This window comes from Burkholderia sp. 22088 (assembly GCF_052045915.1).
Taxonomy (GTDB): Bacteria; Pseudomonadota; Gammaproteobacteria; order Burkholderiales; family Burkholderiaceae; genus Burkholderia; species Burkholderia cepacia.
Genome location: NZ_JBQEPY010000020.1, coordinates 127,779 through 152,368, shown reverse-complemented (window position 1 = coordinate 152,368; position 24,590 = coordinate 127,779). Strand labels below are relative to the sequence as shown.

Genomic DNA, 24,590 nt, shown 5'->3' with positions numbered 1-24,590 from the left:
GATCAGCGCGTTGACGCAAACGCCAAGCATTCCACATGATCGACCGACACTTCAGCCCCCCGACCGGGGGGCTGAAGTGTCGGCGCGGAATGCCGGACAATCGGTGACACCGAACGCGTCGCCGCACCTCGCTGGCGTGTCGCGTGGATGCAGCACTGGATGATGGGTCGAAATGGACATCCTTGAGAACATGCGGACGTTTGTGCGCGTCGTGCAGGCCGGCAGCTTTACGGCAGTAGCGAAACAGACCGATGTGGCGATTGCACAGGTATCGCGGGCGGTATCCGGCCTCGAAGAATATGCGCAGACCCGCTTGTTGAATCGAACGACCCGGAGGATTTCGCTGACCGACAGCGGACGGCGTTATTTCGAGCGCCTGCTGGCCATCCTAGGCGATGTCGACCAGGCGAATGCCGAGGCGAGAAACGCACTCGTCCGGCCATACGGGCGGTTGCGCGTGCACACGATGCCGGGCCTGGGGCAAAGCCATGTCACCGAGGCAGTCGTCACCTATCAGGCGGCTTTTCCCGAGGTGGCCGTCGACATCACCTATTCGCAGAGGATGCCGAACCTGGTGGAAGACGGCTACGACATTTCGGTGGTCGCGGCGTCGAGTCTTCCCGATTCGGGATACATCGCGCATACCTACGGAAGGTGCTACAGCGTGCTGGTCGCGTCGCAGGACTATCTCGACCGGCATGGCACCCCGTCGAAGCCGGCCGATCTTGCCGACCATACGTGTTTGCGCCTCGACACGCCGGCCGACTCGAACGATGAATGGTTGCTTCATGGCACGCGCGGCGAGGTGGAATCACACTCCGTTCTCTCGGCCCCGTTCCAGGCGAATGCACCGGAAGCGCTGGCGATCGCGTTGCGTGCCGGCATGGGCATCGGGTCGTTGGCGATTTACTCCGTCATTGACGATCTGCGGAGCGGGAAACTCGTCAGGGTGTTGCCGGGTTACCGCCTGACGATGCTCGACGTTTACGCGATGTACGTATCCCGGCAGTTCATGGACGCGAAGATACGGACATTTCTCGAGCATCTGCGCATGACGCTTTCGCCGGCGCTGGAAGCCGACGAAGGCGCATTGAATGCGATTGCCGCATAAGGCCTGCGCACTGCAACCGGCCGTGGCCGGCGCGACGCAGGCGCAATACCGGGCCCGATTCGAGTACCCACCCACCCGTAGTTTCCCGTTCGTTCAAATTGAGGAGAGCATGATGAAGTCACGCCTTATGATCGTTGTCGCCGGCTTTGTCGCATTGACGTCCGTCACGTCCTACGCGCAATCCGGTACCCCCGACACGCAAACGGCCACGCAGACGGCTGCCCCGTCGCGATCGGCCAAGAAGGCCGAGCGCCTGGAAAACCGTGCATTTGCGAAGAAGGTCCGTCAGGCGATCGTGAAAGCGCACGGGATCGGCAATGCACAGGTCACCGTCTTTGCCAAGGCAAAGACGGGTGAAGTGACGCTGGCGGGATTGATTACCGACGAGTCGCAGGACAAGGCCGCGGTGGAAGCGGCTCGCCAGGTGCCGGGCGTCACGTCGGTGACCAGCAAGCTTCAGTTGCGCATGGAAGGCGGGCAGTGATGCGGCGTATGTCGCATTGCTGAGCGATACCGGATCCTCCGGATGTTCGCATTCGAAGGATCTTCGCCATGCAGGGCGCTGCATTCGACCCGCCGCGTGCATGCCGAAGTCTCGCCGGACGAGCCAGTCGCCTACTGCAAGGAGCGGATGGCGGCGTACAAGTATCCGCGCATCGTCGAGATCATCGACGAACTGCCGAAGACCATGACGGGGAAGATCCTGCGGCGCGAGCTGCGCGGGTGAGCGCGCGGCCGGCGAGGCACCGCATCACGGGTGGCTCCCGTGTCCGCGTGAACGGGATCGAATATGTCGCCCAGTTGCCGACGCAGCCAGCCATTCGCGGGATCGGCATCGGCATTCGCGTGCCAGTAGAGATAGGTATCGATCGACGCGTCGAACGGGCATTCGAGCATCCGGTTGCCGCACATCTCGTTGAGCAGCCGCGCGTACCGCTCCGGCATGGTCAGCAGCAGGCCGGTCTGGTTGACGACGCGGCACGCGACGTTCGCCGCCGAGCCTGACGAGCGCGACATCCTCGACGCCGCCGCCGCGCTGCCGGCTCGTCACGAGCACGTGCTCTTCGGCGAGATAGGCGTCGAGGTCGAGGCGCTGTCCGACGCGCGGGTGATCGCGCCGGCACAGCACGACGTACCGGTCGGTCGACAGCCGGGTACTGCGGACGGATTGCGGGTGCGGCAGCAGCACGTCGATCACGGCATCGAGCGAGCCCGTGAGCAGGTCGGCCTCTATCGCGCGCCGGTCGTGTTGCACCGCGGCGATATCGATCGACGGTGCGTGCTGTGCGACGTATTGCGCGATGGCCGGCAATACCACCGGTTCCTGGGCATTGAGGATGCCGATCGTGAAACGCCTGATCGTCGTCGCGACATCGAACCGGCTGGCTTCATGCAGCGTGCATTCGAGCATATGCAGGCCGTTGCGCACGCGCGCAATGATCGCTCTCGTGAACGGGGTGGGCATCATGGCATTGCCGTGGCGCTCGAACAGCGGGTCGCCGAGCAACTCGCGCAGCCGGTTCAGCGCATGACTGACCGCCGACTGACTGAGGCTGAGCTGCTGCGCCGCGCGCGTGATGCTCTGCTGGGCGTAGATGCGTTCGAGTACCACCAGCAGGTTCAGGTCGGTACGGAAAAGGTTCATGACGTCGCGAATGAAAGGAGGGCGCGGCAGCAGCGGCGATTCGTGAGAAATACCGCGCGAAGACACGTTTTTCCACCCCCCGGACGGGGGGCGGTTCGCCTCGCGCCGCTCGCCCCGGTATTCCATGCGTACGCGAGCCCCGAGTGACGGTCGTCGACGGGAACAGTCGGTGTTTCCCCGGGGGACACGTGAGCGCGCCGACGCCCCCCACCTGTGGGGGCTGCTATTCGTCGATGGCGGAAATAAGCTCGGTCGTCCTGGCGATCGCGCAGCAAAGGCAGACCGGACAAGGAAGCGAACCCTATCTTACGGATGACGAATCGACTGGCGAGATGACGGATACACGAGCGATCCCGATTCTCAAAACTGGCGATGGAGGAGACATATGACGTTGAATGCAAGCGCAGTTTCACGTATCCGGTTGCACGCGAAGTTTCGAGAGCTGGTCGACGAACGCGCACGCCTGGGCCGGGTGTCGATGGTCATCGTGCTGGGCGCGTATTTCGGGTTGATTGCGCTGGTCGCGTTGCGGCCCGACCTGTTGCGCAGCGCCGCGTGGGCTGGCAGTGTCACGACCGTCGGCGTGATCTTCGCGATCGCCGTGATCGTTGCGGGATGGGGGCTGACGTGGCTGTATGTCCGCGTCGCGAATGACCGGTTCGAACGTCTGACCGGCGAATTGCTGGGCGAGGTGGGGCAATGAAACCGATCGCACGCGTTTCGACCGCGGCATGCGCGCTTGCCGCCGCGCCGGGCGGCCTTGCGTGGGCCGGCCCCGCCGTGGAGGCGGGGCAGCGTCAGCCGCTCAATCCGGCCGCCATCGCGATGTTCATGGTGTTCGTCTGCATGACGCTTGGCATCACGTACTGGGCGGCGCGCCGTACCAGGACGGTCAACGACTTCCTCACCGCCGGCGGCGGAATCAGCGGGCTTCAGAACGGCCTTGCGGTCGCCGGTGACTACATGTCCGCCGCGACGTTGCTCGGCGTCGTGAGTCTCGTCTACGCGAAGGGCTACGATGGCCTGCTGTATGTCGTCGGCTTCTTCGTCGGATGGCCGGTGATGCTGTTCCTCATGGCCGAACGGCTGCGCAATCTCGGCCGGTTCACGTTCGTCGACATCATCGCCTACCGGCTCGATCCGGTCAGCACGCGCTGGATGGGCGTGGTCAGTTCGTTGACGGTCGTGTTCTTCTATCTCATCGTCCAGATGGTCGGCGCGGGGGAACTCGTTCAGCTGTTGTTCGGCATCGACTACAACTATGCGGTCATCGGCGTCGGGTGTCTCATGATCGTCTACGTGACGTTCGGCGGGATGATCGCGACGACGTGGGTTCAGATCATCAAGGCCGTCCTGCTGATGTTCGGCGGCACGTTGCTGACGCTGTTGGCGCTCGGTCACTTCGGTTTCAGCTTCGAACGGCTCGCGCGGTCGGCGATCTCGGTACACCACGCGGGGAACGCGCTGATGGAGCCGGGCCGCCTGTTCTCGGACCCCGTCTCGGCCGTCTCGATGTCGCTCGCAACAGTGTTCGGGCTCTCCGGACTGCCGCACGTGCTGATGCGCTTCTTTACCGTTCCGAATGCACGGGAAGCCAGGAAGAGCGTATTCGTGGCGAGCACGTGCATCGGCTTCATGTTCATTGCGATGTTCGTCATCGGGCTCGCGAGCGTCGTGATCGTCGGCACCGATCCGCAGTTCTTCGAGGGCGGACGCGTGGGCGGCGTGCTGCGCGGCGGGAGCAACATGGTGGCGATGCATCTCGCGGACGCGACGGGCGGCAGCCTGTTCCTCGGTTTCCTCGCGGCGGTGACGTTCGCCACCATCCTGGCCGTGGTGTCGGGCCTGGTGCTGGCGGGTGCGTCGGCCGTATCGCACGACCTCTATGCGGGCGTGTTGCGCAAGGGCCGAGCGAGCGGGGCCGATGAAATCCGCGTCACGCGGTGGACGACGCTGGCGATCGGCGCCGTGGCCGTCGTGCTCGGCCTCCTGTTCAAAGGGCAGAACCTCGCTTTTCTCGTGGCACTGGCGTTCAACGTTGCCGCTTCGGCGAATTTTCCGCCGCTCGTGCTTTCGATGTACTGGAAGGGGCTGACGAGCCGCGGGGCCGTCTGCGGCGGCGTCGTCGGGCTCGTATCGTCGGTCTCGCTGGTCATTCTGTCGCCGGCGGTGTGGAAGTCGGTGCTCGGGCATCCGGCTGCCGTGTTCCCGTACGATCATCCGGCGCTGTTTACGATGCCGCTGGCGTTCCTGGCGAGCTACGTGATGTCGACACTCGATCGCAGTTCGAAGGCCGACGCGGAGCGGCATGCGTTCGACGCCCAGTTCGTGCGCGCCCAGACCGGGCTCGGTGCGGAACGGGCCGTCGAGCATTGACCGGAACGAACCGCGTCGCCCGCCGTGCGCCGGTGAACGAGCCGGAGTGCGCGGCGGGTGCCGACGCGTGGTCAGTGCGGGCGGAAAGCGGAGAGCGGCGAGTCGGGTGCCGCGAGTGCGCTGTGAATGAAATGCAGGCTGCCGAGCACCGTCTGAAGGCGGGGCGCGGACGGGCCTGCCGCATCGGTGGTCTGCATCGTCCGTTGCAGCGTGGCGATTGCAACCTGTACCGCGTGCGTGGCAGCAGCGCTGGCCTTCGGTGTCGGCGCCTCGAACAGCAGCCGGATCGCGCGGCACGCGGATGCGCAATCGTCGAGCCAGGCCGGTGCGGCGTCCGGCGCGGCTCGTGCCGCCTCGATGGCCGTTGCGTCGCGCAGGTCCGCGACGGCCGAGCCGATCTCGAGGACGGACAGAAACCATTCGACCGACTCGCCGTTTGCCACCGGGTCGTCACGCGATATCGACCGTACCTGATACATGAGGTCGCGCGTGCGGCTTTCGAAGCGCGTGCGCAGCGTTGCGACCGAATCGGTGCATGCGAACACGACCTGCCTGCGCAGGTCGGCCAGCAGATGCCGGCGCAACCCGCGCATCGTCGGCGGCAGGAACAGCTCGAACGCGACGGACGCCATCAGCATGGACAGGACCAGCGCGATCGCGTCGTTCATGAAGGACGTCGGATCGTAGGCGACGACATTGTCGGGGCCGGTCAGAAAGCAGAAATAGATGCAGTAGCCGATGCCGTACCCGGCCAGCGACGCGCGCGTCGTCATCCAGCATCCCAATGCGAGCGGCGCGGCGAGTACCACGCAGAGCAGCGGGAAGCCGTCGATGACCGGATAGACGACGAACATGACGATCAGCCCGACGACGGACGCGAACGCGGTGCCGATCGCCATCTGGAACGCGGTGCGAGACGGGTGCGCGGAGGACGCGACCAGCGCGCAGATGGCACCGCCGTTCAGCACGAGCAGGGCGCCCGACGGCCACGCGGTCGCGATCCAGAACGCGCTGAGCACGAGCGTCAGCAGCATTGCGCGGACGCCGGCGACTGCCGCGATGAGCGGATTGGTACGCGGTTCGTAGGGCGTCACCCACTGTTCGCGCTCGTGCGCGGTGGCGTTCAGCGACAGATAGGTGCTCGCATAGGCGACATAGCTGCCCAGGAACCGGTCGAGCAGGTCGACCGCCGTGTCGAAATCGAGCGCGGTCGCGCCGCTGCCGAGCCGGTCTCGCGCCGACTGCGCGCGGCCGGGCAGCGCCGTGCGGCAGTGCTCGAGCGTGGCGGCCAGCGACGCGGCGAATGCGTCGATATCGTCGGCGTGCGTCGCGTCCTGCCGTATGAGTCGGAGCGGCTCTGCGATACCGGCCATCAGTGCGTCGATCTCCGTCAGCACCCCATCGGCTCGCGCGACACGCAGCCGGGCGATCAGCTGACTCAATGCGTGCAACCGCGTCGACGCCGCCATGCGCTCCGCATTGAGCCGCGTCAGGCGGCCGTTTCGCAAGCGCGTGTCGGGGCCTTCGAACACCGCTGCGCTGCGCGCGGCTTCCGCGCTCACGGTCTCGTCGACGATGCGCACGCTCAGCGCCTCGAGAAACGACCGGTCGATCCGGCCGGACAGAATCGACAGCACGTCGTCCGCGAACGCGGTGAACCGCGTGCGGTTCACGCGGCTGATCTGTTCGCTGACATGCTGCGGAAAGACGAGCGCGCTGACTGCGCCCGAACTCAGGATGCCGATCGTCACCTCGGTCACACGCGTCATCGCAGAAAGAAAGGCCGCGTCCGGATGCTGCCATGACGGGATGCCGATGAGCGCGGCCGTGTAGCCGGCGAGCACGAATCCATAGGTCCGGAAGTTGCGGTTTCGCGCGGCACCTGCGGTGCACATGCCGATCCAGAGCGCGGTGGCGCCGAGGAAGAGTTCGGGTACCTGACCGAACAGGCCGATCAGCACCAGCATGGCCAGCAGGCCCACGATCGTGCCGCAGATCCGGTACAGGCTTTTGGCGAGCACCATGCCGCTTTGCGGCTGCATCAGCACGAAGACCGTCGTCATCGCCGTGCGCGGCATCGGGAGTTCGAGCTTCATCGCCACGCCGAGCGCCAGCAGCGCGGCGAGCAGGGTCTTGAAGATGTACAGCCAGGTGACGCCGCTCGTGCCGGCCCAATGACGGGCCGCATCGGCGATGCCTGTTTGGGTATCCGAAATAGATGACGTGAATCTGGAGGGCGGCGAAGACATGATGGATGTGGTGCGCGATGCAGGCGTGCGGCGACAGGACGACCGTGATTGTATTTTCCGGAAGCGCGTTCGAGTATTGCGCGTGGTGTTAAACGCTTTTTCGGGATCAGGATCGATGTGATCGCGCGACGGCCGCGTTCCCGCGCGTGTCGTTCGTGCGCGAGCCGGCGGCGAACCGGATGTTCGCCGCCGGTGCGGGGGGCGCTCCGCGGGTCAGGCGCGCGTCAGCAGTTTCAACAGCGCGTGGGCGGCCGGTTCGGACGACGCCGGATTCTGGCCGGTGATCAACAGGCCGTCGACGACCACGTACGGTTGCCAGTCATCGGTTTTCGAATAACGGCCACCCTTCGACTTGAGTTCGTCCTCGACGAGAAACGGCACGACGTTCGTCAACCCGACGGCATCCTCTTCCGAATTCGAGAAGCCGGTGACGTTCCTGCCGGCGACGAGCGGCTTGCCGTCCGGCCCCTTCGCATGGCGCAGCACACCCGGTGCGTGGCAGACGGTTGCGACCGGCTTGCCCAGGGCGATGGCCTGCTCGATCAGCGAGACCGACCGTGCGTCTTCGGCGAGATCCCAGAGGGGGCCGTGGCCGCCCGGATAGAACACCGCGTCGAACGCGTCGACCGCGACCTCCGACAGTTTTTGCGTGGCCGCGAGCGCGGCGCGCGCGGCCGGATCGGCTTCGAAGCGGCGCGTGGCGTCGGTCTGGAACGCGGGGTCCGCGCTTTTCGGATCGAGCGGCGGCTGGCCGCCGGCCGGCGACGCCAGCGTGATGTCGGCGCCCGCGTCTTTCAGCGTGTAGTAGGGAGCCGCGAATTCCTCGAGCCAGAAGCCGGTTTTCTCGCCGGTCGAACCGAGGGTGTCGTGGGAAGTCAGGACGAACAGAAGTTTCATGATGTCTGGGGATGGAGATGAATGAGGGATGCGCGAATTCGCTTCATGCAGCGACTTCGGCGACGCGCACGACCACCTTGCCGAAGTTCTTTCCTGCCAGCAGGCCGATGAGCGCTTCCGGCGCACGTTCCAGGCCGTCGGTGACGTCTTCGCGCGGCGTGATCTCGCCGGCCTCGACCCAGCGGCCCATTTCGGCCAGGAACGCCTGATAGCCGGTCGCATAGTGGTCGAGGATGATGAAGCCCTCCATGCGGATCCGTTTCTTCAGGAGCGTGTCGGTCAGGCGCGGCAGCCGGTCGGGGCCGGGCGCCGGTTCGCTGTCGTTGTATTGCGAAATCAGGCCGCAGAGCGGCACGCGTGCGCCGACGTTGAGGAGCGGCAGCACGGCGTCGAAAATCGCACCGCCGACGTTCTCGAAGTAGATGTCGATGCCGTCGGGGCAGGCTTGCGCGAGCTGCCGCGCAAGATCGGGGGCCCGCCGGTCGATGCACACGTCGAAGCCGAGCGTCTCGGTGACGTACCGGCATTTCTCCGCGTCTCCCGCAATGCCGACGACGCGGCAGCCCTTGAGCTTCGCGATCTGGCCGACGACGGCGCCCACCGCGCCGCTCGCCGCCGCGACCACGACCGTTTCGCCCGGCTTCGGTTGCCCGATCTTCAGCAGGCCCGTATAGGCGGTGAAGCCCGGCATGCCAAGCACGCCTAGCGCATGGGACGGGCGCTCGAGATCCGTGCCGAGCGGCATGAGGTCGGCGCCGTCGGAGAGCGCGTAGTCCTGCCAGCCGCTGTCGCCCAGCACCAGCTCGCCCACCGCGAACGCGGGATGCTTCGACGCGACGACGCGGCTGACGGTGCCGCCCACCATCGTGTCGCCGAGCGCAACCGGCGGCGCGTAGGACGGCGCGTCGCGCATGCGCCACCGCATGTAGGGATCGAGCGACAGGTAAAGCGTCTGCAGGAGGACTTCGCCGTCGGCGGGCGTCGGCACCGCCGTGGTTTCGAGCCGGAAGTCGTGCGCTGCCGGCGCGCCGACGGGGCGGCTGGCCAGGACGACCCGGCGATTGACGGATGGGGAATGCGGCATGGGTGACCTCTGTGTAACGGTTTCGCCGCCCGGATCGTGCCGGCGGCGGCGGGTTGTTCGCGTGACGGTCGGGATGCGCGGGACGACGTGCCACGACGGCACGACGCACGAACAAAGTAGACCAGTCGTCTATAGCGTGGACGCTTGCCGGCAACGTCACAGGGCATGACCTGCGGGGGTGCGCCGGGTTGCGCCATGCATCGCATGAATGCGAGGGTCGATAGGGCGGTCGAACCGTGACGCGGATCATACGACTGAGTAGACCAGTCGTCTAGCGAGGGTGGGGCGCGATTTCGCGCTTTCCGATCGGTCCCGTTTGCGGTTGACGCGGCGCGCATGGCCACGGCGAACGGGGTATCCGTTCCCCGCAAGGGCCGTGTCATAAGGCGCTCGCCGGAATCGGGCGTCGCTGCGACTGACGGCATGCGGCCGCTTTCGACCCGTGTCGTCGATGCGGTCCGCCTCCCCATTCGGGGGGGCCGTTGGCTGCGGGAAACGCCGTAACGTAGTCGGCAAGATCGCCGTCCGGGTGGGCGCGCAATCATCGTGAACCGAGCGGGAGGATGCATGACCAGAACGGTGTTGATAACCGGTGCAGGGTCCGGATTCGGGCGAGGGGTCGCGTTCGCACTGGCGGAGCGGGGGCATCGCGTCATCGCGTGCGGCCAGATCTGGCCGCAGGTCTGGGCACTGCGTCAGGAGGCCAAGGCGCGCGGCGTGGACATGCAGGTCATCAAGTTCGATGTGACGAACGAAATCGATCGTGCGCACGCATTGACGCACGAGATCGATGTCCTGCTGAACAACGCGGCCATCATGGAGTCCGGCCCGCTCGTGGAGATCCCGATCTCCGTGTTTCGTTCGGTCTTCGAAACGAATGTCTTTGCGGCGCTGGAGGTCGCGCAGGGATTCGCGCGCAGGATGGTCGCGCGCGGGCATGGCCGGATCGTCTGGATGTCGTCGGTCGCGGGATTGATCAAGGTGCCGTTCGACGGCGCTTACGCCGCGTCGAAGCATGCCGTCGAAGGCATCTGCTCCGCGATGGCGGAAGAACTGCAGCCTTACGGCGTCGAAGTCGTCACGATCAATCCGGGTGCCTATCGCACCGGCTTCAACGATACCGGCATGGAAAGCATGGATCAGTGGTGGGATCAAGGCGAGCGCGTCGTCGCCCATTGGCCGACGCGCGAACTGAATCGGCAACACGATCCTGCGGAAATGATCGACGCCATCGTCACGGTGATCGAGGCGGAGGCGCCGCCGTATCGCACGGTCAGGCCCGAATCCGCCGAGCAGCTCGTACGCGACGAACAGGCCGCCGCATGGCAGCGGGTCGTCGGCCGCAAACAGTGACCGGCTCGAACGAACGCCCGTCGGTCGGCGAGTTCGGCATGCATGGAAGCGGGTTGCCGTCAGCATCGGGGGCCGGTGCTTCCTGAGTTTTTTTCACCCCCCCGTACTGGGGGTAGAGCGGTCGGCAGGACAACGCTATCGTTGGCTCATCGTCGCGACGGGCCGAAACGATGCAGGCCGGTTCGTATCGAGCGGGTGCGGTGACGTCGTCCGGTTCCGGAGCGAGACTGCGCAGCATGAAACGGCTCGATCGTTCCACACCGACCTCATCTGCCGATCCGACCGCGGCTGAAAAAACTGCCAGGACGTCGTGCTGAACCGCGCATGAACCCGTCGACGATTGGGGCGCGTCCGCCTGTCCACGCGAGCCGGCAGCAGGGCAGCACGCATGCACGCGCCGCCCACCCGGAATGTCCGGCCCGGGATCGATGCCGGCATCGTGTCAATTGCACTGCGCGACGGTTCGCGTTGCGCGGAGAAACCCGCCATGATTTTTGAAATTGCCCAGATCGAGATCCAGGAAAACCGAGAGCAGGAATTCGAGCGCGCGGTCGCCGAGGCGAAGCCGCTGATCGAACGCGCCCCCGGTTGCCATGGCTTGCGCCTGTATCGCGGTATCGAGCAACCGTCGCGCTACCGCCTGATGGTGCAATGGGAAAGCGTCGCGCTGCACGACGCCTTTCGCCAGACAGCCGATTTTCAGCGATGGCGCGAACTGGCCGGCCCCTTCTTCGTGGGCCCGCCGTCGGTCGAGCACGTGAGCGAAGTCCGAATCGCCGGTGCATGAGGCGCGGTACGCCGCCGCATGCGTGCGGCGTGCCCGGCCGGCACCACCGGCACCCTGGGTTCTTGCAAGGAGAGAGGGGCGGTGAGGTTCTCCACGATCAGCACGCAGATTCAACTGGCGAGACGGCCGAACGGCCAGCCGGTCCCGGACGATTTCCTGACGGTCGAGGTGCCGCTTCCGGCGTTGGCGGACGGCGAGGTTCGCGTACGCAACGAATACGTTTCGGTCGATCCGTACATGCGCGGCCGGATGGACGACCGGCCGTCGTATGTCGAACCGTTCAAGCTGCATGAAACGATGACGGGCGCCGCGGTCGGCCGTGTGACCGACAGCGCGTCGAGCACGTTCGCACCCGGCGATCTCGTGCTGCACCGCTACGGCTGGCGCGACATCGCGCAGGGCGCCGCGGTCGAATTCACCCGCGTCGCGGACTTGCCCGACTTGCCGAGCAGCGTTCACCTCGGCGTCATGGGCGCAACGGGCATGACGGCTTATGTCGGGCTGCTCGTGGTGGCACGCATGCGCGAGGATGAAGTCGTATTCGTGTCCGCCGCGGCGGGCGCGGTCGGCTCGCTCGCGGGGCAGATCGCGCGGCTGAAAGGCGCCGCGCACGTGATCGGCTCGGCAGGGAGCGACGAGAAAGTTGCCGTGATGCGCGAACGTTACGGATACGATGCGGCGTTCAACTACCGGCGCGCGCCGGTGCTCGAGCAACTGGCGGCCGCGGCACCGGCAGGTATCGACGTCTATTTCGACAACGTCGGCGGCGATCATCTCGAGGCGGCCTTGTCGGCCTTCAATTACGGCGGGCGGGCGGCGATCTGCGGCGCCATTTCGCAGTACGACCGCGTCGGCGTGTCGCCCGGGCCGCGGTTCATGGAAAACGTCGTCTATCGGAGCCTGACGCTGACGGGCTTCCTGCTGCACGACTATCGGCAGCACCGCGACGCGTTCGTCGACGAAATGGCGGCGTGGTTGAGAGCCGGGCAGATCGTGCATGACGAAACGATCGTCGACGGTATCGCGCGCGCGCCGGAGGCCTTTATCGGGCTGATGAACGGGACCAACACCGGCAAGATGCTGGTCAGGATCACGTGACCGATTGAACACGCGCGGTCGACCGGGCCCACGGCTCGACCGCACCGGCTTGCGAGCGGGACATGCCTGATGCGATTTCACGACTGGACGACGGGCCGCGCGTGGGTTCCGCCCGCGAGTTCGCGGGTGCCCGGGTGACGGTGCTGGAATGCGACGGAAGCGTGCTGATGGTTCGTTGGGTCGAGCCCGGCGTCCGGCACTTCGGCGAGCAGCGCTGGCGGCGTGTCGTCGCGTCACGCCGCGGCATCTGCGTGCTGACGCACTTGCCGATCTTCCCCGGCGACGCGGTGTTTCGTCCGGCGGAGCGGCCGAGGCCCACCAACGCCGGCGCGATGATCCTCGCGAACGATGCGCTGATCATGCAGCCTGGCTGAACGCGTGCCGGCGCGCGCTGCGCCGGCCCGACCGGATCACGATTGCACGACGGTATTCCTGAGTACGCCGATCCCCTCGATCTCGATCTCGCACACGTCGCCGGCGCGCATCCAGCGCGGCGGATTGCGCGCCATGCCGATGCCCGACGGCGTGCCGGTCGCGATGACGTCGCCTGGCTCGAGCGTCATGACTTCGCTGATGGTGGCGATCAGCGCAGCGATGTCGAAGATCATGTCGTTCGTATTGGCGTCCTGCATGACGACACCGTTGAGCCGGGTCTGAAGCCTGAGACCGGCCGCGCCCGCCGGCAATTCGTCGACGGTCACCAGCTCGGGGCCGAGTGCGCCCGTTTCGTCGAAATTCTTTCCGACCGTCCATTGCGGCGTCTTGAACTGATAGTCCCGCAGGGTCGCGTCGTTGAAAGCCGTATAACCGGCCACATGGTTCAACGCATCGCTTCGCGCGATGCGCCGGCCGCCGCGCCCGATGACGACCGCCAGCTCGCCTTCGTAGTCGAGCTGATCCGATTCCGTCGGCATGCGTATCGCGGCGCCGTGCGCGGTCAGGCTGCTGCGAAAGCGTGCGAAGAGTGTCGGATACGACGGAACCTCGTAGCCCGCCTCGTGCGAGTGCTCGACATAGTTGAGCCCGACGCAGATGATCTTCGCCGGCCGCGTCACGGGCGGGAGCAGGGTGCAATCGGCCAGGTCCAGCGGCCGGCCGGCCAGCTGGAGGCGTTCGCTGGCCTGCGCCAGCGCGGCAGGACCGCCGGAAACGAGGGTGTCGAGATCGCCGGGAAAGTCCGGGTCGCTACGCGTCAGTCCGAGATAACGGCCGTCGCCGGACCGGATGGCGACGCCGGTGGCGCCGTCGCGGACAAAGCTGATGAATCGCATGATGGTTTTCCGATAATCGAGTCAAACAAGTGGAAGGCCCGTGCCGCGCAGTCCTTCGATCGCGTGCGGGCGATGGGCTCCGCGTGATACGGGCCGCCGCCCGAGGTCATTTGCCGGTCGAACCGGGCGCACCGTCGTCGGTCACTTCGTTCGTGACGGCGGCCCGAATCCGCTTCAGTTGCGCCGGATCGACCTGCCGCCGGACTTTCGCGACGTCCGATGCGCTCACCGTGCCGGCACGATTGCCCCAGCTGCCGCGGACGAACGTCGCGAGCTCGGCGACCTGCATGTCCGACAGCCGCCAGCCGAATGCGGGCATGGCCAGCGGCGCCGGATCGGATCGGGTCGACGGCATCCGCGAGCCGGTCAGAATCACGTGAATGACCGACGACGGATCGTCGGACGTGACCACCGCGTTGCCCGCCAGCGCGGGGAACGCCTTCATCGCGCCGCTGCCGTCCGAGCGATGGCACGCATTGCAGTTGTCGAGGTACAGCAACGCGCCGCCCGTCGGCGTGACGCCCGAGCGCAACGCCGCAGTCGTATCGGACTTGACGGGAGGTGCCGCCGACGTCCGCGTTGTGCGACCGGGGCCCAGGCTGACGAGGTAATCGGCCACCGCGGCCAGGTCGGCGTCGCTGAAATACTGCGTGCTGTTCTCCACCACTTCGGACATCCCGCCGAACGCGGCGCTGCCGTGCGATCGTCCGGTGCGCAGAAGCTGAACGATGCTGTCCCGTGTGCGCTCGCCCGCGCCGTTTCCGTCGCCGGGGCGCAGATCGGGCGCATGCCAGCCCGCGAGCGTGTAGCCGCTCAGGTACAGGTCCGTCCCGCGTGCGTCCAGCGCCTTCTCCTGGCCCATCGGGCCGTGAGGCGTATGACATGCGCCGCAGTGCGCGAGCCCTTGAACGAGATAGGCACCACGATTCCACGTCGCGCTTTGCGTCAGGTCCTCGCGATACGTGCCACTGGGCCGGAACAGAAGATTCCATCCCGCGAGCAGCACGCGCAGGTTGAACGGAAAGTGGAGCCGCGTCTCGGTGTTCGGCTGGCCGATCGGGCGCACGCCGTGCATGAAGTACGCATAGAGTGCACGGGTGTCGGCGTCGCTGACCTTCGAGAACGACGGATACGGCATGGCCGGGTAGAGCAGGTGCCCGTCCTTCGCGACGCCTTTGCGCAGCGCGGCCGCGAAATCGTCGTAGCTGTAGCGGCCGATGCCGTGCGTGGTATCGGGCGTGATGTTCGTCGAATAGATCGTACCGAATGGCGTTTCCATCGGCAGCCCGCCGGCAAACGGCTGGTCGCGGCGCGACGTGTGGCATGCCACGCAATCGCCGACGCGCGCCAGATAGGCGCCGCGCGCGATCTGCCCGGCATCCTGCGCGTTCGCGTCGGCCGGTGGCAACCACGTAGCCAGCGTGACGAAGGTACATAGCAGCCCGAATGAGATTCCGGCCAGTTTCTTGTATCGCTCACCCATTGCCTTTCCTATGTCGGTAGCAGCGGACCGGGATTCTTCAGGTACTGCTCGCGAATCGCGCGCGCCGAGAAATACGCTTGCGCGCCGACCATGCCTGTCGGGTTGTAGGCCCAGTTTTGCGGAAACGCGCAGGCCCCCGTCACGAATACGTTGTGGACGTCCCACGATTGCAGGTACTTGTTCACGACGCTCGTGTCCGGACGATCCCCGCAGACCGCGCCGCCCGTCGTATGCGTGGTCTGGTACGGCCGCATGTCGAAGTGATCGCCGATCTTCCCGGCGTGGACCGACATCGATTTCGGCTTCATCGCACGCGCGACCTGCTCGGCCTTGCCGGTGACGAAGCGCGTCATGCGCATCTCGTTGTCGTGCCAGTCGAACGTCATGCGCAGCAGCGGAAGGCCGTATGCGTCGCGATAGGTCGGATCGAGATCCAGGTAGTTCGTGCGGTAAGACATGACCGACCCCGCCGTACCGATGGAAAACGAATGCAGGTAGTTGTCCTTGAGCGCCTTCTTCCACGCCGAGCCCCATTTGGGCGTGCCTTCCGGCAGCAGGGTCTGTCCGATCGGACGGCCGCCGGTGACCATCGCGCTGATATAGGCACCGCCGACGAACCCCGCGGCGGAATGATCGAAGTGGTCCGCATTGAAGTCGTCGAATGCCTGGCCGCCGGAGCCGGCGCCGATGAACGGATCGATGTGGACGTCCTTGTCGAAGAACAGCGAGACCGCGCTGTTCTTCTGATAGGCGAAGTTCCTGCCGACGGTTCCCGTTCCCGTCGCCGGATCGTACGGCGTGCCGATCCCGGACAGCAGCAGCAGGCGCACGTTGTGCATCTGGAACGCGCACAGCACGACGATGCGCGCCGGCTGAAACACTTCCCGGCCCTGCGCATCGAGATAGGTCACGCCGGTCGCGCGCTTGCCGTCCGAATCGAGCTGCACACGCGTCACATGGGATCGGTCGCGCAACTCGAAATTGGGTTTGGCCAGCAAGGCGGGCAGGATGCAGGCTTGCGGCGATGCCTTCGCATACATGTAGCAGCCGAAGCCTTCGCAATAGCCGCAGAAGTTGCACGGGCCGAGCTGCATTCCGTACGGGTTCTGATAGGCGATCGACGCATTGGACGCGGGAATCGGAAACGGATGAAAACCGGCGTCGCGCGCCGCGTTCCGGAACAGCGTCGCCGGATAATTGTCGGCGAGCGGCGGGCACGGATAGTCGCGCCGGCGCATGGCCTCGAAGGGATTCCCGCCGTCGACGATCCGGCCGTGCAGATTGCCTGCCTTGCCCGACGTGCCCATCACGGCCTCGAGGCGCTCGAAGTACGGTTCGAGTTCGTCCAGTGAGTAAGGCCAGTCCTGGATCGTCATGTCGCCGGGGATGAACCCGGCGCCATATCGCTGCACGTAGTGCGAGCGGATCTTGAGGTCGGCGGCGTTGGCACGCCAGGTCGTGCCGTTCCAGTGCACGCCCGAGCCGCCTACCCCGGTACCCAGCAGGAATGCGCCGAGCTGCCGGTAGGGCAACGCGTCTTCGTTCGGCGCATGCCGGATCGTGACCGTCTCGTGCGCAAGATTCTGCATCAGCTTGCGCCGCTGAATGTAGGCGAGCTCGTCGGCGATGGCGGGGTACGCGAACTCGGGGCTCGTATCGCGGTTTGCGCCGCGCTCCAGGCCGACTACGGTCAGGCCGGCCTCGGCCAGCTCCATCCCCATGATCGAACCTGTCCAACCCATCCCGACGAGGACGGCATCCACTTCCGGCTTCGTGATTTGCGGCATATGCGTCTCAACCCTGTTGACCTTCGATGCTGACGGGCCCGTACGGGTAGAGCTTGCCGGTCCCGACCCAGTCGAGGAAGTCCGCCCTGGCCCCGGGAAAGCCGATCATTTTCCAGCTGCCCATCTCCTTGTTGCCGCCGTGTATCGGGTCCGACAGATAGCCTTCGCGGGTGTTCTCCAGCAGAAACGCGAAGAAATCCGCCGACGAGATCGCGTCGAATGCCATCGCGCCGGACTCCAGGCGTGCGAGCACGCCGGTTTGTTCCGCGACGGGGAGTTCGGCAAAGCGCTTGCCGGCGAACTCGCGCATGCAGCGTGCGTTCGTCGCCTGGATGCCGGCCCGATACAACTCGCGCGGCGTGAGCCTCGACTGATAGCCGAACAGCGGGGAGGCGGCGCGAAACGGACCCTGCATGTACCAGTGCGCCGCGTAGCCGTAACCGGTTTCCAGTTGCCGGTCGATGAAGACGGGAACGTTCAGGTCGAGCGCACCGGGCCCCTCGTCGTCGTGCGGGATCAGGCGATCTACCGCCGCGAGTACGAAGTGCCATTCTTCGGGCGTGAAGAACACCGGACGATAGGTGTCGAGCCGAACGCCGCTGCCGGCATTTTGCGTCGCCGTCGGTGCCGGCGATGCGTCGTCGCCCGAATGGCACCCGCCTATCGCGACGGCGGCGGGAACGATGGCGACGCGTTTGAGGAAAACACGCCGGCCTGACTCAGGCGCCGGCCTGTCGCCGGATGATTGGCTTTTGTTCATGGATGGGGCGGATCATTCCGTGGTGTCGTCGGAGCGCGGCCGCGAGGGTCTGCCGACCCTGCAGCGACAGCGTGCCGGTACGCACTTCAACAGGCATGGGTCGGGCGGATGCCCAGGAAGGGAGACGCGCGCCGGATCATGTGCCGAAGGGGCCATGCCGCCAAAAGTACCCATGGCCCGGCGCGAAGGCAGCCCCCTGTTCGGGGAGGGCGTGCAGGATCGACCCGCTCCGCGCTGCCGCGCGAGGTCGATCGGGGCGCCCCCCCACTTAGGGAGGATTCTTGCAAAGGCCCCGACGGGACGAGGATCATGACGTCGGCGAAGCTTGCTTTTTCAAACTGACGAATGCCGCTCAACGACGCCGGATTGCCGGCGCAGTCATTGCCATGCGCAGTGACATGGGGACCGCCGCGCCAGGGGATTGCAACTGCGTTACTTGATGCCGCCGCGGATCGCGAGCCGGGCGCGGCTCTGCCGAGGCGAGATGAAACCAACCCAGGAGTCTGCCATGTCGACTATCTCTCGACGTACCTTCGTCCAGTCAATCGGTGCCGCCACACTCGCGCCCGGTGTGTTGCTCGCGTCTTCGGAAGGGGGCGCTGCTCCCCAACCGTCCGCGCCATCACAGGGGGGAGGCGGAAGCTATGCCGACTACAAACATATCCGGGTGACCCGCGATAGCGGCGTCGCCACGGTTACCCTGGACTATCCGCCGCTGAATCTGCTCGACGAGGTTCTCTCGGAGGAGTTCGACTCGCTGACCCGGCTGCTGGAACAGGATGCGAGCGTACGTGTCGTTGTCCTGCAGAGCGCCGTGCCGAAGTTCTTCATCGCTCACTCGGGCCTGCATCGTGTCGGCTCGGCGCCGAAAACGACTTCGAATACGCGCACCTTCCGCCTGACACAGATGCTTGGCGAGCGCTTGCGCAACATGCCCAAGGCCGTCATCGCGAAGGTCGAAGGGATCGCCCGCGGCGGCGGCTGCGAAATTGCGCTGGCCGCGGACATGTGTTTCGCCGCGATTGGCGAAGCCGTGTTCGGTCAGCCGGAGGTCGTGTGCGGGCTCGTCCCGGGCGGTGGCAACACGCAGCGCCTGCCGCGGCGGATGGGACGCGCCCGCGCCCTCGAGGTACTGCTGGCCGGGGAAGACTTCTCCGCGGAGCTGGCCGACCACTACGGCTATATCAATCGTGCATTGCCGGCCAGGGAACTGGGCCCGTTCGTGGACAAGCTGGCACGCCGCATCGCGACGTTCCCGCCCTCCACGATTGCACACCTGAAGCGGTCCGTGGACATGGGGTCCGACGTTTCCTTCTCCGAAGGCTTGTTGGTGGAAGCGCACGAGGCCGATCTGTGCGTGGCCAACGAAGCGATACAGGCGCGTGTAAAGGCGATACTCGCAGCCGGTGCCGAGACCTACGAAGGCGAACTCCACTTTCCGGACCTGTCCGCGAAGCTGCCCCCCGCCGATTGAGCGATCTGCGCGGCTCCGGAAGAGGAGGCTCGCCGATTCGAAGACCCGACGCGGCACGCGTCGAGTCAGGCATGGAAATCGCTCCGCTACGTGGATCAGCGTCGCACCGACGCACATCCGATTTCGCGATCCACTGTCAGGAGGCCGCGCCATGCACGAATTCACGAACTGGAGCCCATTGGTTTCGCTGATCGCCGGGATTCTCATTCTGGTGGTACCGCGCCTGCTGAATTACATCGTTGCGCTGTACCTGATCATCATAGGGTTGCTCGGGCTTTTCGGCGGACATTTCCACTGACGCGCCGCGCGGAACGGCCCTGTGCATGACCGCACAGGGCCGCTTGCTCGAGTTTTCGGAGACGCGCAATGCCGCCGGGAAACGGCGGCGCGTCGGAACCTACATGTGCTCGACGCGTACCTCGACCGAATCCCTGGGCACGGTCAATCGCGTGCGGCCCAGCAGTGCATCCGCGGGCGCGGCGCCGTCCGGGTTCAACGGCTTCATCTTGTTGAACGTGACGGAAAAGGAGTCCGGCGTGACCGTGGCCGACGCGTAACCCTGCGCGTCGTGGTCGGCGTGGCACAGATCGGGGTTGTTCGCCATCAGGAAGCGGTCGAGCCTGGCAGGCGTCGCCGCGATGGACGCGAGCGGTGTGCCGTTCCATGCGGCCTTCAGGTAGGAATAGAAGGACATGCTGCTGATGCCGGCGCAGACGAAATCGACGATGACCGGCACCCCTGTCGCGGGATCGGGATCGTCCCGCACGATGCCGCACTGAAATGCATGCAGGTCTCCGGTGATCGCGACGACGTTATGGATCCCGTGCTCCCTCAAGTAGGCGAGCAGTTCGTGCTTGTGCGCGGGATAACCGTCCCATGCGTCGCAATCGACCACGAGGCGGGCTCCCGGTGTCTGGGGTGCACCCGGCATCACGAACCACAGACGGTTCAACATCACCTCGTTGCCCCACACCTTCCAGGTTGCCGGCGAACCCTTCATCGCGGCTTTCCACCATTGCGTCTGTTCCGGACCGAGCAGCGACGGCGGGCGGCCCAACTGCCGGGCAAGACGCGCCTCGTCGCGTAGCAGTCCATCCTGCTTGACGAAGTAGCGCGAGCCGGCCGCGTCGTCACCGTGCACCGGGTCGTGCCCGTGCGCGCGCGCGATAGCCGCTTCGCTCACGACATGGTCGTCGCGATACAGCCGCTCGTCCGTCATCACCAGATGCATCAGCATGCCGAAACGAAAATCGCGGTAGATGCGAATGTTCGTGTACGACGGATCGTCCGGCTCGAAGCGCACGTCGCCCCAATCCACCGGCATGTACTCCGCCCACGCGCGACTGGCGTTGCGCCGCCGCCGGGTTTCCTGTCGCTCCTCGTTGGTGTAGACCTGATGGTCCTGCCAGCAATCGTCGGAAAATTCGTGGTCGTCCCAGATCGCGATCATCGGCAGGCGCTGGTGCAGTGTCTGCAAGCGCGAATCCGTACGATAGGTGCGATAGAGCGTCCGGTAGTCGTCGAGCGTGTCGGCATACGCGCGGCCGTCCGCGAGCCGCTTGCCGTCGGGCAGGTGCAGCGGAGAATGTGCCGGCTCGGCCTGGCCGGGGGGAGAGGTCCCGACCGTTTCATAGATATAGTCACCCACGTGCACGACGAAATCGAGATCGCGTTCGGCGGCCATCAGCGTCATCGCCTGCCAGTGGTTGACGCTCCAGTCCTGACAGGTGAGCCACGCGAAGCGAACCTGTTCGTTGGCCTCGTCGGCCTCCGGTGCCGTGCGCGCGACACCGGTCATGCTGACGTCGCCGCCTGCGACGAACCTGTAGTGGTAGGTCGTCTTCGGCGAGAGCGCCGTCACCTTCGCGCGCACGGTGAAGTCGTAGATGGCCAGCGCCCTCAGCGGTACGCTGGCGACGAGCGTCGAGAAATCCGGCAGCGTCGATACTTCGAGCCGTAGCGGTACCGCGCGCGCGGCACTTCTTGCATCGTGCTGGTCGCCGCTCGGTACCGGCACGCAGCGTGTCCAGAACACGATGGAGCGATCGCGCGGATCGCCGCTTGCGACACCTTGCGGAAATTGACTGGTTTTTTTGCGCACGGTGCTGCCCGGCAGGCCCGCTGGTGAAACGTCATACGGGACAGCAGCGGCGGCAGCCGCAATGGTAAAAAAGGCCGACGACTTGAGGAAATGGCGACGATCCATTGATCCTCCCGATCGCATCCCGCGGATGCAGGAAGCACTGCAGCAGGCGTCCGCTTCTCTCGCTCAACGAGCTTGCCGGCGTTACGCAGCGAGGGCAGGTAGTGCAGTCGATCCGGAACATTACTGCGAAGATCGACGCCTGAAAAGTCGTACGAACCCCATCTCGAAGGCACGCACGCTACCTGGCGGGCGGACCCCGTATTCAGGAACACGAATTGCTGGATACGGTGCAGCAAACTCGGGGAGGGAGCAATGCACATTGGCCACACCGTCGGCAAGGTGGCCGCGTGGCTTGCCGTCATTGTCACCCTGGCGCTTGCCGCGCTGGTCATCTTCATTGTCACGTTCGACTGGAATCGAGCCCGGCCGTGGATCGATGACAAGGTGTCGGACGCGATCGGACGTCAGTTCGCGATCAACGGCGATTTGCGTATCGATTGGCGTCGGCCGGTGAGCGAGCAAGGCTGGCGTGCATGGGTGCCGTGGCCGCGATTCAGCGCACGCGATGTCACGATCGCCAATCCCGATTGGGCGCGCACGAAGTATTTCGTCGCGCTGGACATGATCAGCTTCGAAGTCGAGGCGCTGCCGCTGATGGCACGCCGCATCGTGATTCCGGCAATCGACCTGGTCAATCCGTCCGTCGACCTCGAGCGCATCAGGGACGGGCGAGTCAACTGGACGCTCAAGCTCAAGAGGCCCGCGCAGCCGGGCCGATGGACGCTCGACCTGCATCAGGTCGCGTTTGCCCAGGGTCATCTCGGCTACTACGATCTGCAAAAGCAGTTCGATCTGAGCGCCGTGGTCGACACGCTTGGCCAGCCGATCCCGTTCGACGCGGTGGTGAAGCAGCAGCAGGCGTTGGCGCAACACGAATCGGCACGAGCCGTCGGGCCGGCAGGTCAGAAAAAGCTCGCGGCCCAGGCGCGCTCCGGCCCGGCGCAACCGGTGGTGCCGGCGTCGGGTGCCGAGGCGGCGTCCCGCGCATCGGCCGCGGCGTCGCAAGCGTTGGCCGCTGCGTCCCATGCCGCGGCGACGACATCTCGCACCACAATAGCCCCGGCTGCATCAGGCCCGTCGATGGCATCGAGCGCGCCCGCAGTGGCCGCGTCGGGCGCAACGGCTTCGGCGACAACGAGCGCATCGACGGGCGCAGCACCCGCAGCACCCGCAGCACCCGCGGCATCTGCCGGCGTCGGTACGTACGCGATCGGCTGGACCGTCAAGGGGACCTACAAGAAAGGCGCGGTCGCCGGCACGGGCAAGATCGGCAATGTGCTGGAGGTGCAGGGCGCGCAACACCCGTTTCCGGTTCAAGCCGACTTGCGCTTCGGCGATACGCACCTGGCGCTCGTCGGCACGCTGACCGATCCGGCTCACCTGGCGGCGGTCGATCTTCGACTGTGGCTCGCGGGCACCAGCATGGCCAAGCTGTATGACGTCACGGGCCTCACCCTTCCCGAAACTGCTCCGTATGCGACCGACGGCCGACTGGTCGGCCAATTCCGGGCGTCCGGCAACGTCTTCAAGTACGAGGACTTCACGGGACGCGTCGGCGGCAGCGACATCAACGGCTCGTTGGTATACGTTTCGCGCGAACCGAGGCCGCTCTTGTCCGGTACGCTGGTGTCGAGGCTGCTGCAGTTTTCCGACCTTGCGCCGCTCATCGGCGCCGACACGAATGCCAGCAAGGCGCGGCGGGGCGCCGCCGTCGCGCAGCCCGCGAACAAGGCGTTGCCGGTCGAGGCATTCCGCACGGACCGCTGGAAGAAGATCGACGCCGACGTTCGATTGACCGGGCGGCGCATCGTCAAGACCGCGAGCTTGCCGATCACCGACCTGTCGACCCACGTCGTGTTGCACGACGGCGTGCTGACGCTCAACCCGCTGAACTTCGGCGTCGCGGGCGGTACGCTTGCTTCGAACATCCACCTGGACGGCAGCGGCACGCCGCTCAAGGGGCGGTTCTCGCTGCAGGCGCGACATCTGAAACTCAAGCAACTGTTCCCGACATTCCCGGTGATGCAAACGGCGCTCGGCGAGGTCAACGGCGATGCCGCGCTGTCGGCCACCGGCAATTCGCCGGCGGCACTCGCCGCGACTTCCAACGGGGAAGTGAAGACATTGGTGACCGACGGCACGGTGAGTCTCTTGCTGATGGAAGCCGCGGGGCTGAACGTTGCAAACGTGGTGTACGAGAAATTGTTCGGCACGCGCGACGTCAAGATCAACTGCGGTGTGGCCGACTTCGTGGTCACCAACGGCGTGCTCGACTCGCGCGTATTCGCGCTCGACACCGAGGATGCGGTGATCGGCATGGATGGCACCGTGAACCTGCGGGACGAGACCATGAACCTGACGATCCATCCCCACACCAAGGGATTCCGGGTGATATCGCTACGCTCGCCGCTGTACGTCACCGGGTCCTTCAAGCAACCGCACGTCGGGGTGAAGGCGGGCGCACTGATCGCGCGTGGCGGTGCCGCGATCGGGCTGGGCTTGCTGAATCCGCTCGCCAGTCTGCTCGCGTTGCTGCAGCCGGGCCGCAGTCGCTCGTTGCCGTGCGGGCAGATGCTGGCCGACATGGAGCAGCGCCCGACGGCGCCGCCGCCGGGCGTCCGACAGGGAAAGAAGGCTGTCCCGGCGTACATGAACGCGCCGCTGGCTGCTTCTGCCGCTTCCGCGCCGGCGGGTGCCGAACCCGGGCATTCGACGCGGGCGAACCGGGGTTCCTCTCATGACCGGTAACGCCACGTGCGCGGTCCGTTCCCGCGCTCGGCCGCCTCGAGTACACGCACGAGCATCGACAGATCGCGCAGGGGGCGCGGCGATTGCGATACGCGCGTGACCCAACCCTCGTGGCGCTGATGAATCGCGACGTGGTCGTGTGCAACTCGTGCGCGCGTCGACAGCGGGCCCGGTTGCGGAATCCGATGGGCGACAAGCCGAAGTAGCGTGGCGACGCGCGTCCGCGAAGCGCGGCCGATGCAGGTAGCCGGAATACCGCGA

21 protein-coding genes are annotated in these 24,590 nt (G+C 65.8%); 12 read left to right on the top strand and 9 right to left on the bottom strand.

The window, feature by feature from the left end; translation table 11 throughout:
• The first annotated feature begins 172 nt into the window (after positions 1 to 172).
• The 3 genes from ACTJLD_RS32700 to ACTJLD_RS32690 are packed head-to-tail and all read left to right on the top strand — an operon-like array spanning position 173 to position 1,838.
• Positions 173 to 1,111 (top strand): LysR family transcriptional regulator, encoded by a 939-nt coding sequence (locus ACTJLD_RS32700; RefSeq protein ID WP_048027848.1) that lies wholly within the window; start codon positions 173 to 175, stop codon positions 1,109 to 1,111.
• Positions 1,095 to 1,595 carry a BON domain-containing protein gene (locus tag ACTJLD_RS32695; RefSeq protein ID WP_230952210.1) on the top strand — a complete coding sequence of 167 codons (501 nt, stop codon included), beginning with the start codon at positions 1,095 to 1,097 and terminating at the stop codon, positions 1,593 to 1,595. Before ACTJLD_RS32700 ends, ACTJLD_RS32695 begins: the two co-directional genes overlap by 17 nt.
• Positions 1,596 to 1,637: 42 nt before the next feature.
• Positions 1,638 to 1,838, top strand: coding sequence for an AMP-binding enzyme (locus tag ACTJLD_RS32690; protein WP_063827854.1), 201 nt, complete (start codon positions 1,638 to 1,640; stop codon positions 1,836 to 1,838).
• 24 nt (positions 1,839 to 1,862) lie between these two features.
• Here ACTJLD_RS32690 and ACTJLD_RS32685 read toward each other — a convergent pair whose 3' ends face one another.
• Complete coding sequence (locus ACTJLD_RS32685; protein ID WP_440660732.1) at positions 1,863 to 2,882, bottom strand: LysR family transcriptional regulator; 1,020 nt, start codon at positions 2,880 to 2,882, stop codon at positions 1,863 to 1,865.
• 259 nt (positions 2,883 to 3,141) lie between these two features.
• On the opposite strand from ACTJLD_RS32685, the gene ACTJLD_RS32680 reads away from it, so the two are divergent.
• Together ACTJLD_RS32680 and actP are read left to right on the top strand one after the other, a co-directional pair.
• On the top strand, positions 3,142 to 3,459 hold the full coding sequence (locus tag ACTJLD_RS32680; protein WP_440660730.1) for a DUF485 domain-containing protein: 318 nt from the start codon (positions 3,142 to 3,144) through the stop codon (positions 3,457 to 3,459).
• A complete protein-coding gene (gene actP, locus ACTJLD_RS32675) occupies positions 3,456 to 5,132 on the top strand; it encodes a cation/acetate symporter ActP (RefSeq protein ID WP_124816203.1) in 1,677 nt (558 codons plus the stop codon). Before ACTJLD_RS32680 ends, actP begins: the two co-directional genes overlap by 4 nt.
• Positions 5,133 to 5,203: 71 nt before the next feature.
• Here the strand turns inward: actP and ACTJLD_RS32670 are convergent, their stop codons facing one another.
• From ACTJLD_RS32670 to ACTJLD_RS32660, 3 genes are all read right to left on the bottom strand, one after another.
• Positions 5,204 to 7,381 (bottom strand): FUSC family protein, encoded by a 2,178-nt coding sequence (locus ACTJLD_RS32670; protein WP_440660728.1) that lies wholly within the window; start codon positions 7,379 to 7,381, stop codon positions 5,204 to 5,206.
• 213 nt (positions 7,382 to 7,594) lie between these two features.
• A complete protein-coding gene (locus tag ACTJLD_RS32665) occupies positions 7,595 to 8,278 on the bottom strand; it encodes a type 1 glutamine amidotransferase domain-containing protein (protein ID WP_440660727.1) in 684 nt (227 codons plus the stop codon).
• Positions 8,279 to 8,321: 43 nt separating this feature from the next.
• Positions 8,322 to 9,362: an NADP-dependent oxidoreductase gene (locus ACTJLD_RS32660; protein ID WP_440660725.1), complete on the bottom strand. Its 1,041-nt coding sequence runs from the start codon at positions 9,360 to 9,362 to the stop codon at positions 8,322 to 8,324.
• 567 nt (positions 9,363 to 9,929) lie between these two features.
• On the opposite strand from ACTJLD_RS32660, the gene ACTJLD_RS32655 reads away from it, so the two are divergent.
• The 4 genes from ACTJLD_RS32655 to ACTJLD_RS32640 all read left to right on the top strand — a co-directional run bounded on the left by ACTJLD_RS32655 (position 9,930) and on the right by ACTJLD_RS32640 (position 12,974).
• Positions 9,930 to 10,715 (top strand): SDR family oxidoreductase, encoded by a 786-nt coding sequence (locus ACTJLD_RS32655; protein ID WP_440660723.1) that lies wholly within the window; start codon positions 9,930 to 9,932, stop codon positions 10,713 to 10,715.
• A gap of 388 nt (positions 10,716 to 11,103) precedes the next feature.
• Entirely contained in the window at positions 11,104 to 11,502 is a 399-nt protein-coding gene (locus ACTJLD_RS32650) for an antibiotic biosynthesis monooxygenase family protein (protein ID WP_374702477.1), read from the top strand.
• A gap of 81 nt (positions 11,503 to 11,583) precedes the next feature.
• Positions 11,584 to 12,600, top strand: coding sequence for an NADP-dependent oxidoreductase (locus ACTJLD_RS32645; protein ID WP_060061267.1), 1,017 nt, complete (start codon positions 11,584 to 11,586; stop codon positions 12,598 to 12,600).
• A gap of 62 nt (positions 12,601 to 12,662) precedes the next feature.
• On the top strand, positions 12,663 to 12,974 hold the full coding sequence (locus ACTJLD_RS32640) for a DUF3331 domain-containing protein (RefSeq protein ID WP_081076279.1): 312 nt from the start codon (positions 12,663 to 12,665) through the stop codon (positions 12,972 to 12,974).
• A gap of 36 nt (positions 12,975 to 13,010) precedes the next feature.
• Here the strand turns inward: ACTJLD_RS32640 and ACTJLD_RS32635 are convergent, their stop codons facing one another.
• The 4 genes from ACTJLD_RS32635 to ACTJLD_RS32620 all read right to left on the bottom strand — a co-directional run bounded on the left by ACTJLD_RS32635 (position 13,011) and on the right by ACTJLD_RS32620 (position 17,901).
• Positions 13,011 to 13,871, bottom strand: a complete 861-nt coding sequence (locus ACTJLD_RS32635) for a fumarylacetoacetate hydrolase family protein (protein WP_440660721.1) — start codon at positions 13,869 to 13,871, stop codon at positions 13,011 to 13,013.
• 106 nt (positions 13,872 to 13,977) lie between these two features.
• On the bottom strand, positions 13,978 to 15,354 hold the full coding sequence (locus ACTJLD_RS32630) for a c-type cytochrome (RefSeq protein WP_440660719.1): 1,377 nt from the start codon (positions 15,352 to 15,354) through the stop codon (positions 13,978 to 13,980).
• An 8-nt stretch (positions 15,355 to 15,362) separates the two neighbouring features.
• A complete protein-coding gene (locus ACTJLD_RS32625) occupies positions 15,363 to 17,141 on the bottom strand; it encodes a GMC family oxidoreductase (protein WP_059696889.1) in 1,779 nt (592 codons plus the stop codon).
• A 7-nt stretch (positions 17,142 to 17,148) separates the two neighbouring features.
• Positions 17,149 to 17,901, bottom strand: a complete 753-nt coding sequence (locus ACTJLD_RS32620; protein ID WP_440660718.1) for a gluconate 2-dehydrogenase subunit 3 family protein — start codon at positions 17,899 to 17,901, stop codon at positions 17,149 to 17,151.
• A 508-nt stretch (positions 17,902 to 18,409) separates the two neighbouring features.
• Between ACTJLD_RS32620 and ACTJLD_RS32615 the strand changes: the two genes are divergently transcribed.
• Together ACTJLD_RS32615 and ACTJLD_RS32610 are read left to right on the top strand one after the other, a co-directional pair.
• Positions 18,410 to 19,375, top strand: a complete 966-nt coding sequence (locus ACTJLD_RS32615) for an enoyl-CoA hydratase/isomerase family protein (RefSeq protein WP_060082737.1) — start codon at positions 18,410 to 18,412, stop codon at positions 19,373 to 19,375.
• 151 nt (positions 19,376 to 19,526) lie between these two features.
• Positions 19,527 to 19,673 (top strand): DUF3096 domain-containing protein, encoded by a 147-nt coding sequence (locus ACTJLD_RS32610; RefSeq protein ID WP_021157720.1) that lies wholly within the window; start codon positions 19,527 to 19,529, stop codon positions 19,671 to 19,673.
• Positions 19,674 to 19,772: 99 nt separating this feature from the next.
• On the opposite strand, the gene ACTJLD_RS32605 is transcribed toward ACTJLD_RS32610, so the two are convergent.
• Positions 19,773 to 21,581 carry an alkaline phosphatase D family protein gene (locus ACTJLD_RS32605; RefSeq protein ID WP_440660716.1) on the bottom strand — a complete coding sequence of 603 codons (1,809 nt, stop codon included), beginning with the start codon at positions 21,579 to 21,581 and terminating at the stop codon, positions 19,773 to 19,775.
• Positions 21,582 to 21,833: 252 nt separating this feature from the next.
• Between ACTJLD_RS32605 and ACTJLD_RS32600 the strand changes: the two genes are divergently transcribed.
• A complete protein-coding gene (locus tag ACTJLD_RS32600; protein ID WP_440660714.1) occupies positions 21,834 to 24,329 on the top strand; it encodes an AsmA family protein in 2,496 nt (831 codons plus the stop codon).
• Positions 24,330 to 24,590: the final 261 nt, after the last annotated feature.